The sequence below is a fragment of the Pseudomonas sp. FW300-N2F2 genome, assembly GCF_017351655.1.
In the GTDB taxonomy this organism is placed as follows: Bacteria; Pseudomonadota; Gammaproteobacteria; order Pseudomonadales; family Pseudomonadaceae; genus Aquipseudomonas; species Aquipseudomonas fluorescens_AA.
In genome coordinates this window covers 2,051,401-2,064,802 of sequence record NZ_JACNDQ010000001.1, presented here as the reverse complement: position 1 = coordinate 2,064,802, position 13,402 = coordinate 2,051,401, and the positions used below count along the sequence as shown (strand labels likewise).

Genomic DNA, 13,402 nt, shown 5'->3' with positions numbered 1-13,402 from the left:
TGAGGATTGCATCTACGCCGCGCGCTCTTCCAGGGAGATATATCCCGCAATAATTTACTGCCGTGGAAAGGCGTGACACCTCCCTCCCATGACCACCACAAGGGAAGCGCTAACGATGAGCAGCGCAAACCCCGAGAGACTTACTATCCCGAAGTAGCTTAGGAGCAAACCACCTACGGCACCTCCGCCAAAAATCCCCAAGTTGTAGATGGTCGTCAATATCGCCGTTGCCACCTCCGCATTATCTTCTGCCACCCGCCCCGTCGCTGATTGAAAAACAGTAGGCATGCCGCCGAACGAAGCCCCCCACACAAATATCGCAGCCGAAGCGATCATTTGATACGGAGCTGCTATCAGCACAACCATCGTCACAGCCGTGCACGTCAACGCGGTGGTCGCTATGAGCCGCAGCCTTGTATCGACGAAACGTCCGGCGATCAGTACGCCCAGGATGGCACCCGTACCGAACAGAAACAGGCCCTGAGCGGTCCCGCCTGACAGCCTGTTTTTTTCCGCAAGCGGCGCCATGTAGGTGTACAGCGTGTAATGAGCCAGGATCGCGCAAAAAGCCGACAGCAAGATCACTCTCAACCCCGGGGTGCGAATGACGTCATGAATCGAAGTGCCTTCCTTGCGCCCCTCTCCCGGCATGGGCGGCACGACCAGCAAAACCCAAACGATGACAAGCAGCGCGAGCAGCGAAAGCAATCCATAGCTGAAACGCCATCCAAGCAATGAACCCAGCATGCTACCCAAGGGCAAACCGGCGACCATGGCCACGGTACTCCCCGCCAGGGTAATCGCGACAGCCCGTCCCATGTCTTTGCGATCGACCAAGCGGATGGCATAACCACAGATGACCGGCCAGACAACTCCTGCGGCCAGGCCAGCCACCACCCGTGACGCGACCGTCAGCGCATAAGACGTCGAGATGGCGGTAATACCGTTAGCCATTGCAAAGCTCAGCACGAGCATGATGTACAAGGATTTGCGAGGCAGACTTCGAGTGAGCGCCACAATGGGGATTGCGGCTGCAGCGGAGGCCAATGCATAGATGGAAACCAATAAACCGATACCAGCGGGGGGCTGCTCAAGGCTCTCCGACATCGCAGGCAGAACCGCTGCCGGCATCGTCTCGGTCAGAATGGTGAGAAACGCTGTAGTGGACAGAGCAAGTAGCCCGATCATAGGCAGGCGACCATTATTGGCACTCATGGGCAAACTCCTTAATCGGATGCGTTCGTGCGAAGCGCATTGATGCCTTGCGCATCAAAAAAAGTCCGACATTAGCAGGAAGCAGCTTCAGGAAATGCCTGCCTCAGTGAATGCTCCTATGAATTCAAGTGGTCACTGGATTGGCCTTGATCATCGGATAAAGCCAAAGCCCCCAACGCCCGTCACGGAAACTGGGGGCACTGAGTCAGACGCGAGCAGTTTTCTGTAGCACGGTCTTGCTGACCATGTACGAGTCCAGACTCCACGGCCCCCCCTCTCTACCAATACCACTGTCCTTCACACCGCCAAACGGAGTGTCAGGATCCGGCGCACCGAAATGGTTAATCGACAGGACTCCAACATCCAGCTCACGACTCAATCGTTCAGCCTGTTCCAGTGAATTGGTGAACGCAAAAGCAGCCAAACCCACGGATAGACTGTTGGAAATCTCGATGGCCTCATCTAGGGTCGAGAAACGAACCGCGACAGCGACCGGCCCAAAAGGCTCATCGGTCATGATGGCGCAATCTAGTGGAGTGTCGACCAGCAGAGTCGGCGCAAAATAATAACCACGCTCACCTACACGATGCCCACCCACGGCAACCTTGCCGCCACGCGCCAATGCGTCATCGACAAAATGCTGCATCGCGGCGAGGCGCCGGACACTGGTGACCGGTCCGATGTCTGCCTTCGTATCCATGCCGTCGGCCACACGTACCTGATCGGCGGTTGCCACAAACGCCGCTACGAATTCGTCGTAGATACTCTCGTGTACCAGGAAGCGACCTGGCGCAGCGCACCACTGAGCGTTGATCCGAATTTTGCTCTTGAGTGCCATCTTGCCGATTTCCGCGGCATTGACCCCTTCGCAAACGATGACCGGGGCATGGCCGCCGAGCTCCATCAGCACCGGCTTCATGGCCGCACCCGCCAGTTGGCTCAAGTGCTTGCCGACTGCCACCGACCCCGTCAAGGTCACCATGCGGGTCACTGGCGACTCGATCAGGGTCGAAGACACTAGCGCCGGGTTGCCAAACACCAGATTCAATACGCCCTTGGGCAAACCGGCTCGCTCGAAGCACTGAACCATTGCTACTGCCGCGCCAGGGGTTTCTTCTGGGGCTTTCAAAATGATGGAGCACCCGGCGCACAGTGCACCGCTGATTTTTCGCGACGGTGCGCTTAGCGGCACATTCCAAGGCGTGAACGCTGCGACTGGACCAATTGGCTGACGAAGAATCGATTTCTGCATTTGAGCTTCGCCCGGAACGATGGTCCCGTAGGCTCGCAGGGCCTGTGCCATGTCCCAATCGAAGAAGCTCGCCGAACGCTCCACCTCCGCACGCGCATCTGCAATTAATTTGCCGTTCTCTCGGGTGATGATCTGCGCGATTTCTTCGGAACGTGAACGCACGCCTGCGATGGCACGACTGATGATGATATTACGCTCAGCCGGTGGTGTGTCCCGCCAGATTTTGAACCCCCGCTCAGCGGCGGCCAACACGCGTTTCAGGTCAGCGGTCGTGGCCCCGGGAACGCTGGTGAGCGATGCTTCGGTGCTGGGGTCCAACACTTCAAAGCAAGAGGGGCGGTCGAAAATCCATTCACCGTCGATGAAGAGGCCTACGCGCGGATGATCAGCGTCGGCGATGACATTATTATTGGTTTCAATGGACATCTGAATTCCCTCTACATTTGGCGCCAAGGGGCTCGGTTGATATCGCCCTCAATCACCGAAAAAACACTGTGCCGGAAAGGCAATTAATCAAATCTCGACCATCTCGAAGTCCAGCTTCGTCGCCGAACACTCAGGGCAAATCCAATCCTGGGGAACATCTTCCCACCGAGTTCCAGCAGGTATGCCCTCTTCCGGAATACCTTCGGCTTCGTCATACATGAAACCGCATAAAATGCATTGCCAAATTTTGAATTCGCCCTCGGACAAGGCTTGTGTGGACGTGTCATTGCTCATGATTTTTCTTCCGTTTCATTTTCTACTTGTTGGCCCCTTTGCCGACCATGGGAAGCGTTTCGTAACCCTTGGGGGACAGCAACCAGGGCGTTGCTTTCACTTTGCCAGAACAGCTGTTACCGGCCGCACGCGGCCATGGTTGCCATTGCCCTGCTTTCATATGACTGATTTCAGCTCTCTCAGGGACAGCCCTTCATTGGCCGCTTTCGACAGCAGCGGACTAGGTGCCCAACGCCTGCCGTATTGCTCATGCCATTGCTGCACTTGCAGATGGATTTCCGTGGCCCCGATCGTGTCAGCCCAGTACAGCAGCCCTCCTCGATGGCGAGGAAATCCAAAGCCGTACAACCACATGACATCAATGTCACTGGCTCGATATGCCTTACCTTCATCCAGGATCTTGCAAGCCTCGTTGATCGAGGCAAATAACAGACGTTTGAGGATTTCACTGTCGGTAAAGGTACGCTGAGGCGTGCCAAGCTCATGGGCGACGGTCGCGATGATCCGCATCACTTCTTCATCGTGACGAGGTGTGCGGTCACCTTCTTCATAGCGATACCACCCGGCCCCATTTTTCTGGCCCTTGCGGCCCAGCTCGACCATCCGATCCGGGACATGGAGCTTCCTGTATTGAGGGTCAGCTGCCGCGCGACGCTTGCGCGTGTCATAGCTGACATCGAGACCGGACAGATCGCTCACTGCGAACGGTCCCATTGGATAGCCAAATTCAACCATGACCCTGTCGATCTGCTCAGGGCGTGCTCCCTCCTCAAGCAGTAGCATCATTTCCGTGACCAGCGGCGCGCGACTGCGATTTGCCGCGAAGCCATCGCACGTTCCGGAGACCGCGCAGACTTTTTTAAGATCGCGACCCATCTTCATTGCCCGCACAACTGTCTCGATCGAGGTTTGATCACCCTTCACGATTTCGCACAGTTTCATCGCGTTCGCGGGAGCGAAGAAATGAGCGCCGGCGACGCTCTGAGGCCTGCCTGTCATGTTGGCCATGACGTTGATATCAATCGCGGAAGAGTTCGTTAGCAACAGCGCGCCAGGCTTCATCACCGCATCAAGTTTGGTGAACACATCCTTCTTCAGATCTATCCGTTCAAACACCGCTTCAACCACGACATCACAGTCGCCGATCTCTTCGTAATGAGAGACAGGCTGGACAAACTGAAGGCATGCATCCATTTCTTGCACAGTCATGCGTCCGCGCTTGACCTTTACGGCGTAGATGTCACGTATGCGCTGCAGGCCCCTGTCCAGTGCTTCGGCACTCGCTTCCAGGAGTTTCACCACAATGCCTGCATCAGCGAAGCAAATGGCAATACCGGCGCCCATCGTTCCCGCGCCGATCACAGCAGCGGACGTCACACCAGCAGGCTTGAAACCCGGGGGCGCATCCGGAACCTTGGCAGCCTCGCGCTCGGCAAAAAATGCGTAGCGAAGTGCCTTGGCAACATCAGAACCCTCCAGCTCAGAAAACAAGCGGCTCTCAACCTCTAGAGCCTCATCAAACGGCAGGTTGAAAGCTGCTTCGATACAATCGATCGCGTACTGAGGCGCCTTGTTGTGAGGAGACTTTTTGGCTGCTTCGCGGCGTGCCGCTTGCAGCAAATCCATGGTTGTCGCATCCATCGGTTCGAGCGCCAAATCGCGTACGCGCTGCGGTTGAGCGTGCGCCACTGCTTTTGCATACCTTACGGCAGCGTCACGAAGCTCTTGGTTTTGTGTTCCTGGAACAATCTGGGAAATAAGCCCGATCTGCAATGCTTCGGGGGCATGGATATGGCGGCTGGAGACGAGCAAATCGGTGGCTACGGCCGCCCCGACCAGCCTTGGTAAACGCTGCGTACCGCCGCCTCCTGGTATCAGCCCGAGAGCGACCTCGGGCAATCCGAGCTTGGCTGTGGGCAATGCAATCCGGTAATGGCAAGCGAGGGCGTGCTCGAGACCGCCTCCCAGCGCATATCCATGAATAGCAGCGACAGTCGGCTTGGCGCTGGCGTCGAGTGCCGCAGCACTCATGCTGGTAGTGATTGTTCTCGCCTTGCCGAACTGTCGAATATCAGCACCCGCGATGAAATTCTGGCCACCCCCCATCAACACGATCGCCGCGACAGCCGGGTCGGCGTTCGCATGGGTAACGGCGTCAATGATGCTCCCTCTCATCTCGGGAGTCAGGGCGTTGACGGGCGGATTGTTGACTGTGATTACGGCCACAACACCTTCGACTTCGTAACTGACCATCAGGCTTTCGCTCATCTCATCTTCCTGTCTCAAAAAAAAATATGGCCTGCCCCTACCCCGCGACCGCTCGCACCCAATGAGCATCCAGGTTTGGCCCGGAAATTTGAGTGCAGCGCCATCCTGCGCTCCAAACAACGTTGAATCGATGGTAGCATGAGTTTTGATAATCAGCACGGATTTCACTGATCGGAACTTTTTGCTGTGCTACTTTAGTCTTTGACGCTGGACCGATCCCCCTGAACGAAGGTACCGGAAAGCACATTCGAGCTTCATCTTCATGCACTGAGGAAACCCTAGAGATGACAATAAAAGGCAGGGCATACATCGTCGGAGCGTATGAGCACCCCCTACGCAAGGCCCCCCACCATTCGGTGGCACAACTACATGCGGAGGCGGCGAAAGGGGCAATTGAAGACGCGGGATTAAGCAAAGATGACATCGACGGATATTTCTGCGCGGGCGATGCACCCGGCGGGAATGTATGGTCGATGGCCAACTACCTGAATCTGGACAAGCTGAGGCATGTCGATTCGACCGATATGGGAGGATGCTCTTATCTCGCCCATATCGCCCACGCTGCAGAATCAATAGCAGCGGGCAGATGCAACGTGGCTCTGATTACACTGGCTGGTCGCCCCAACTCTGAAGGTATCTCTGGGATACAGGCGCGCGTACGAGGAGTCAATCTACCGGACGCGCCATTCGAGATGCCCTATAACCCAGTCACGTTGAACCTCTATGCCATGTGTGCGATGCGCCACATGCATGAGTACGGCACAACCAGCGAGCAACTGGCGTGGGTCAAGGTCGCCGCCTCTCACCATGCGCAACACAACCCTCTGGCGATGTTGCGCAAAGTGGTCTCGGTCGAAGATGTATTGGCATCGCCGATGATTTCTGACCCGCTGCGGCGTCTCGATTCCTGCGTCGTGAGCGACGGCGGCGGCGCAGTTATCGTTGCCCGCCCGGAGATTGCGAAGGCCCTCAACAGACCACGGGTACGGATACTTGGCTGCGGTGAATCCACTAAACACCAGATGGGTGGACGCCTCGACTTGAGCTATACCGGAGCCGCGTGGACCGGCCCTCGAGCCTTCGAAGAGGCGGGTGTGACACCGGCCGACATCCAGTACGCCTCCATCTATGACAGCTTCACCATCACCGTCATCCTACAACTTGAAGACCTGGGATTCTGCAAAAAAGGCGAAGGCGGAAAATTCGTGTCGGACGGCAACCTTATTTCGGGCATCGGCAAGTTGCCGTTCAACACCGATGGCGGCGGCCTGTGCAATAACCATCCCGCCAATCGCGGCGGGATCACAAAAATAATCGAAGCCGTACGACAGCTTCGAGGCGAGGCTCATCCAAAGGTGCAAGTTCCCAACTGTTCGCTAGCCCTCGCCACCGGCATCGGCGGCGCGATAGGTCATCGGCACGGTGCAGCCACCGTCATCATGGAAAGGGAGTAAAAACATGTCGACCCCCTACACAGAACGCCCCATCAGCGACCCCATCCTGAACCCCGGTGATGAACCCTATTTCGATGCTGCGGCCGAGGGGCGCCTGCTCTTGAAGAGCTGCAATGCCTGCCATCAACCGCATCATTATCCTCGTGCGTTGTGCCCGTTTTGCTGGAGCACCAATGTCGAATGGATCACCGCAAGCGGGACCGGGACAATCTACACCTTCAGCATCACAAGACGCGGCGCATCAGCACCGTACTGCATTGCCTATGTGCGCCTTGACGAGGGACTGATGATGCTTACGAATATTGTCGATGTTGATCTGGACAGTGTTCGCATCGGGCAGCGGGTCAGGGTCGCGTTTAAAGAATCAGAAAGCGGCATGTCCGTTCCCATGTTCACAATTGACCATTCGGAGGCTTGAATGAGCAGCCGCGCCGTACTCTACAGCGCCGTAGATGATGTCATCACGCGCTATATGATTGACGTAGACAGCGCAACGCTCCACAGGATGGAAAGCGTCACTGTGGCCTCAAAGGTGCAATACGCATGGCCTCATCCATCCGGCGGCTTCCTGTATGTCTCAACAAGCGACGGTGGCCCGAGGGTGGAGTCCCATCACAATCACGTCAGCGCTTACTCGTTGGGACCTGACGGGCAACTCAACACTCACGGCTTACCTGCGCGACTTCCCTACCGAGCGGTACATTTGTGTATCGACCCCCTGGGACGATTTATCGTCAATGCCCACAATTTCAAGCGCGGCTCATTGACTGTGCACCGCATCAACGCAGACCGTACAATTGGCAGTTGCCAGGCTCAGGATCCGGACACCGACTTTGGGGTCTATCCGCACCAAGTCATGTTTTATCCATCCGCCAAACAAGTCCTGGTAGTTGACCGCGGCAATAACGCAACGACAGACAAGCTGGAAGATCCCGGGGCACTCCGTTCATTTCGGCTAACTGAAGAGCATCTCCAAATGAGCGATGTGGTTGCGCCGAATCATGGCTATGACTTCGGCCCGCGGCATGTCGACTTTCATCCGACGCATCCGTGGCTTTACGCAGCCGACGAGCGAACCAACCGTCTCTACATGTTCCGACATGACGGTGACCGGATCGAGGCCGAGCCAGCCTTCACGCGGGGAACGCTGCGAACCCCTGAGCACGTGCGCCCGCGACAACTCGCCGGTGCAATCCATGTTCATCCAAACGGGAAGTTTGTTTACCTGGTAAATCGCGCAGATGCGACGCACTCCGACCAGGGGCACCAAGTGTTCTCCGGAGGTGAAAACAACATAGCCGTCTACGCTATCAACCCTGAAACAGGCGAGCCCACACTCGTTCAGCATGTGGACACTCGTTCCTTTCACGTCCGAACATTTGCCTGTGATCCCAGTGGCCGTTTGCTCGTCACGGCGAGTATCAAGGCCTTGGCCACATACGATGATGAAAAAGGGCTGGCTGTAACGCCCGCGACACTGTCGATATTCCGGATAGGTGATGACGGGCATCTCAAGTACGCTCGAAGCGTCGATGTCGAGACGCCAGGAAATCAACTTCAGTACTGGATGGGTATTGTCGGGCTACGTTGATTGAGCGGCAATGCGCCGATGGTCCCCCACTGCCAGCAGTGGGGGACTACAATTAAATACGATTGAGCAGCCGGCCGCCGTCCACCGCCAATGAGATACCAGTGATGAAATTGGCTTCATCGGACGCAAGAAACAGGGCCGCATTCGCAACATCCCAAGCGGTTCCCTGGCGGCCGAGCGGCACTTTGGCGTTGCGCTCCGCGCTGACCTGCTCACGCGTCTGGTTCCACGCTTGAATACGCGCCTCAACCGCCATCGGCGTCGAGATCAAGCCTGGCAGGATGCAGTTTGCCCTGATCCCATAAGGAGCATTTTGAAGCGCCAACTGCTCGGTGAAAGCAATGACACCCGCTTTTGTAGCCTTGTAGGTAACGTAGGGATACTTACCCAATGCCGCCGCGGATGACACATTGACGATAACCCCGCCCCCTTGTTCGCGCATGAGTGCTACTGCGTGCTTACAGGCAAAGACGGTACCGCGAAGATTGATACGGCAAATGTTATCGAACTGATCTTCGGTGATGTCCATCAAGTCGGCGTCACCACCGGCGAGGCTGACCCCCACATTGTTGTGCAGGACATCCAGGGCCCCCCAACGTTTTTTTGCCATCTGCATGGCAAGGGCCAACTCATGTTCCCGGGTCACATCCGCAGAAAATGCTGCAGCGGAACCGCCCTCCTGAATGATCATCGCCGCAGTTTCCTCAGCGGACTCGATTTGCCGATCAACGGCCAGAACGTGCGCCCCTTCACGTGCAAATCGAATGGCCGCCGCTCGACCGTTACCCATGCCTTCGCCCGGGCTTTGTCCAGCACCAATAACAACAGCAACTTTCCCGGCAAGCCGCCCTGCCGGTGTGTACCCCTGCGTTTGATCCAGTGAGCCTGCCATTTCCGCCCTCTCTTATTTTCATGTAAGCGATTGAACTAACTGATAATTTTAAATAGTAGACTGGCACCAACGCCGTTTTCCTGAACAGGCGTCGACCCTCGACCTGCCACAGAGACGCTCAGGCAGGTAACGCCCGCGCCCGGAAGGAAGTCGAAATTGATACTATCACATGTTCTTATTATCGATACCTGTTCCGATCATCAGAACCAAGAAAATCAAAACTGACTCTTTATCCAACGACATGATGCCTGTACAAATCGTGGTCATGCCGTTTTCGCAGTGCTATTATCAGTTCTAACTAGCAGCATATGTTTCATTCATCGGAACCATAAATTCCCCACAAAAATAATAGGAGGGAAAATGACATCGAACGCCACCATATTGATCGGCGGGGACTGCGGACCCACGCATGGACCGAAAGACGGCTTCCCGGTGGAGGGATACACAGAGCTCGTCCTGCCGACCCTTGCCTCGGCCGATATGCGCTTCATCAACTGCATGCGCACCTACTCGGACCGCACCGTGCGCGCAGATCATGCCCCACAAGTCGGTCAGCCCGTTGAAATGGCTGCTATTTTCACCAATGGCAGGTTCGATGCGGTGACCCTGGCAAACAATCACAGCTACGACAGCGGCCCGGATGCCCTCGTGGATACCCGGGACTTCTTTGTCTCGCGCGGCATCCAGGTGACAGGCGCAGGTCGGGATCTGGAAGAAGCACGATGTCCAGCAATCATTGAACACGACGGGATCAAGGTCGGTTATATGGGCTATACCTCGCTCGGTCCTGCCGGCAGTGAGGCAGGCCCGCAAAAACCTGGCGTGTCCAGTATCAAGGTCGATACCTCCTATGAAACACGTGGTCCCCACCAGCCCGTTCGCATTCGCACGGAACCCGATTCCAGCGACCTGGCGAACCTGATCGAGGACATCAAGAAGCTGAAAGGTGAGGTAGACGTCGTTATCCTGGCTTTTCATTCCGGCGTCATCCGGCTGCCACGCGTGATCTCCGATTACCAGGTGACCGTAGCCCATGCTGCCATTGATGCCGGTGCAGATATGGTGGTGTGTCACGCACCGCATATTCCCAAAGCGATCGAGATGTATAAGGGCAAAGCCATCTTCTACAGTCTCGGCGTGTTCGCAATGACCAAGTCGTTTCCCGCGCCTTCATGGAACGAACCCGCCTGGTCCCACGGTGCGGTTCGCAATCACGCGGACCTCGACCCCGAATACCCTTTCATGCCCTACGGCAAGGCCTGTACCTTGAGCTTGCTCGCCAAAGCAGTGGCGACCAAAAACGGTATACAAAAAGTTTCGTTCCTTCCGATGGTCATGGACGCACGGTATCGGCCTGAAGTGCTGAATCACGACGATCCTCGATTCCATGAAGTGCTTTCCTACTTGGAATGGGCCTCCGAAGACATGCCACATCGATTTAGCGTTGAAGGCAATGAAATCATCGTATCGGAGTAAATCATGGACCTGAAGATCAACGGAAAAGTGGCAGTCATAACCGCCGCCAGCGCAGGTTTAGGCAAGAACATTGCTCACGCACTGGCGGCCGAGGGCGTTCACGTGGTGCTGTTTGCACGCTCGGCGGACAAACTGGCCGCCCTCGCCCAGGAAATAACGGCAAAGCACGGCGTGCGTGCAGTCGCCATTGCCGGCGACATGCGCGTCGCCGCTGACGTAAAGCGCCTCGCCGACACGGTGAACGCTACATTCAACGGCACCGACATCCTCGTCCTGAACACGGGACGAGCCCCCAATCCGCTGCGGGCGACGCTCGACGAAACTGAAGAGGAACGGTGGCAAGAGGCCTATCAAAATCAACTCTGGGGAACCATCCAGGTAGCCAAGGAAATGGTTCCTCAGATGCTCAAGAAGCAATGGGGTCGCGTCATCGCCATTACCTCGGCATCAGTAAAGCAACCCATGCCGCACCATAGCCTTTCAACCGTTTTTCGCGCCGGCGTTACCGCGTACATGAAACATCTCGCGAACGAAGTGGGCTCTTGCGGCATCACTGTCAATTGCGTAGCACCGGCGTTGATCGACACATCGCACCGCACCGGCACCGCCGCGTACACCCCGGAGCAGGCAGAGGCGCGCCGCAAACTTACGCCGCTCGGCCGCATGGGGGAGCAAGACGAGGTCTGTGGCGTGGTCGCGTTTCTCGCATCCACACAGGCGGGTTTCATCACTGGATCGAGCATCAGCGTTGATGGCGGCATGATCGGTTCATTGCTTTAGCATTCAGGCAATATGCTCTCATCCCCCCCCCAAGAACAATAAAATTATCTGCACCATTCCCCCTATACGTCGCATGCGTCGGTTGAATGGTCACAAGAGAGGCGACAGGCAATGAAAATCGGATACATCGGGCTCGGCGCCCTCGGCAGTCAACTCGCTCGTCGATTCCTGTCTCACTCGTTATGCGTGTGGGATATCAACACGGCTGCCGTCGACACGTTCAAGAAACTGGGCGCCGATGTCGCGCCTACGGCGGCCGACCTGGCTCGCCGGTGTGACGTCATCTTCCTGTGCCTGCCACGCAGTTCGGACGTCAGGTCTGCGCTGTTCGGTCCAAACGGCCTCGCGGCCGGATTGGTGCCGGGGACGCTGATCATTGATCAAACAAGTGGTATCCCGGGCGAGACCAGACGTATGGCCGAAGAACTGGCCGAACGCGGTATCGACATGATGGATGCTGCGGTGTCTGCCAGCCCCCTGGTCGTTGCCGAAGGCAAAGCCACCCTGATGGTTGCGGGCCCGGATACGGTTTACGAGCGCGCCCTCCCCGTTTTACAAGTTATCACCCAAACGATTTATCGTTGTGGCGAAAGGGTCGGCGACGGTCAAGCCATGAAAATGGTCAACAACGCCATGAATGCTGGCTGCCGACTCGGGACCCTTGAAGTCGTGGCCATGGGCAAAAAAGCCGGCCTGTCACTGCCCCTGATGGCGGACGTGTTGAACCGCAACAAAGCGCGAAATCAAACCACGGATAGAATGCTACCCGCGCTTGCCCAGGGAAAACCCTCCACCAATTTCGCCCTCGCATTGATGCTCAAAGACGTCGATCAAGCCGTCGCGCTGGGAATGTCCAGGGATGTCCCAATGCCGCTAACCGCTCTGGTCAGGGCATTGTTGCAAATCGGAACCAACACCCTGGGGCCAATTGCGCAGCTCGAAGACATGGTCGGGCTCATCGAAAGCATGGCGGCGACAAAACTGTACGACGGCGACGCCGTGAAGCTGACCACGGATGGCGCCCCTCAAGCGTGCCCTGAAGGTGACGCCATCGAGTTGGTCACAGGTGCGATCGCATCGCTATGCAGCGCGATTACTTATGAATGCACGGCGGCAGGCCTGCGATATGGGTTGGCATTGGAAGACATGGCACAGGTCCTGGAAAAGACATCGGGATGGAGTGAATCCTCTCGCTCTATTTATACCCAATTGTTATCCAGTCACGCCCTGGACAACACGGCACTCTCGAGCGAAAAAACCATCCTCAAAGCGGCCTGTTTGCGCGGCAATGATCTTGGAGCTCCCATGTTGATCGCCAATGCTGCACGAAGCCTCTTCGAGCAAGCGGATCATCAGATCAGCGATCCAGTCCCGATAAAAGACTTGAGCACGTTCTACAGCTCTATTTCCGCGGTTCAGTTCAAGCCCTCCTCCAACTGCAATTGATTGGCGGCTCACGAATAGTGAGCGTGGAATCGATCGAGGTCTATAGGAAAACCAAAGTCTGTCCCGATGCGGCGGTAAGCCAGCGGCACCTTCTGCAGGAAACAAGCCCACGCTCGGCTACCTGCCTGGTCCGGCAAACCTCGCCAACCTATTAACAAATAGTGAACGCGTATTGCTTTTAAACCCCAGCAACACGCGTCTTTCTAACATAACCTTCGTTAGCGGATTGCGTCATCGCAGAAACGCTTTTCACAAACATTACGCTCGCTGACCACCAAGATTCATCTGGCGAAAATGCAATATTGATC

At 56.4% G+C, this 13,402-nt stretch carries 11 protein-coding genes; 6 read left to right on the top strand and 5 right to left on the bottom strand.

Annotated features, from left to right (window positions below):
• Positions 1–54 precede the first annotated feature (54 nt).
• The 4 genes from J4E63_RS09295 to J4E63_RS09280 form a co-directional block, all read right to left on the bottom strand.
• Positions 55–1,215, bottom strand: a complete 1,161-nt coding sequence (locus J4E63_RS09295; protein WP_060743006.1) for an MFS transporter — start codon at positions 1,213–1,215, stop codon at positions 55–57.
• A 205-nt stretch (positions 1,216–1,420) separates the two neighbouring features.
• Positions 1,421–2,893 (bottom strand): NAD-dependent succinate-semialdehyde dehydrogenase, encoded by a 1,473-nt coding sequence (locus J4E63_RS09290; RefSeq protein WP_060743007.1) that lies wholly within the window; start codon positions 2,891–2,893, stop codon positions 1,421–1,423.
• A gap of 87 nt (positions 2,894–2,980) precedes the next feature.
• A complete protein-coding gene (locus J4E63_RS09285; protein ID WP_343226763.1) occupies positions 2,981–3,160 on the bottom strand; it encodes a rubredoxin in 180 nt (59 codons plus the stop codon).
• 183 nt (positions 3,161–3,343) lie between these two features.
• On the bottom strand, positions 3,344–5,455 hold the full coding sequence (locus tag J4E63_RS09280; protein WP_060743008.1) for a 3-hydroxyacyl-CoA dehydrogenase NAD-binding domain-containing protein: 2,112 nt from the start codon (positions 5,453–5,455) through the stop codon (positions 3,344–3,346).
• 284 nt (positions 5,456–5,739) lie between these two features.
• Between J4E63_RS09280 and J4E63_RS09275 the strand changes: the two genes are divergently transcribed.
• The 3 genes from J4E63_RS09275 to J4E63_RS09265 are packed head-to-tail and all read left to right on the top strand — an operon-like array spanning position 5,740 to position 8,500.
• Complete coding sequence (locus tag J4E63_RS09275; protein ID WP_013692824.1) at positions 5,740–6,909, top strand: thiolase domain-containing protein; 1,170 nt, start codon at positions 5,740–5,742, stop codon at positions 6,907–6,909.
• Between the two features lie 4 nt (positions 6,910–6,913).
• Positions 6,914–7,327: a Zn-ribbon domain-containing OB-fold protein gene (locus tag J4E63_RS09270; protein WP_060743009.1), complete on the top strand. Its 414-nt coding sequence runs from the start codon at positions 6,914–6,916 to the stop codon at positions 7,325–7,327.
• The gene (locus J4E63_RS09265; RefSeq protein WP_060743010.1) at positions 7,328–8,500 is read left to right on the top strand and encodes a beta-propeller fold lactonase family protein; all 1,173 of its coding nucleotides are present in this window, start codon (positions 7,328–7,330) and stop codon (positions 8,498–8,500) included. It begins immediately after the preceding gene.
• Positions 8,501–8,552: 52 nt separating this feature from the next.
• Here J4E63_RS09265 and J4E63_RS09260 read toward each other — a convergent pair whose 3' ends face one another.
• Positions 8,553–9,392 (bottom strand): SDR family NAD(P)-dependent oxidoreductase, encoded by an 840-nt coding sequence (locus J4E63_RS09260; protein ID WP_060743011.1) that lies wholly within the window; start codon positions 9,390–9,392, stop codon positions 8,553–8,555.
• A gap of 360 nt (positions 9,393–9,752) precedes the next feature.
• Here J4E63_RS09260 and J4E63_RS09255 point away from each other — a divergent pair, with 360 nt between their 5' ends.
• The 3 genes from J4E63_RS09255 to J4E63_RS09245 all read left to right on the top strand — a co-directional run bounded on the left by J4E63_RS09255 (position 9,753) and on the right by J4E63_RS09245 (position 13,094).
• On the top strand, positions 9,753–10,868 hold the full coding sequence (locus tag J4E63_RS09255; protein WP_060743012.1) for a CapA family protein: 1,116 nt from the start codon (positions 9,753–9,755) through the stop codon (positions 10,866–10,868).
• 3 nt (positions 10,869–10,871) lie between these two features.
• Positions 10,872–11,648 carry an SDR family oxidoreductase gene (locus J4E63_RS09250; RefSeq protein ID WP_013692819.1) on the top strand — a complete coding sequence of 259 codons (777 nt, stop codon included), beginning with the start codon at positions 10,872–10,874 and terminating at the stop codon, positions 11,646–11,648.
• A 111-nt stretch (positions 11,649–11,759) separates the two neighbouring features.
• A complete protein-coding gene (locus tag J4E63_RS09245) occupies positions 11,760–13,094 on the top strand; it encodes an NAD(P)-dependent oxidoreductase (protein ID WP_060743013.1) in 1,335 nt (444 codons plus the stop codon).
• Positions 13,095–13,402: the final 308 nt, after the last annotated feature.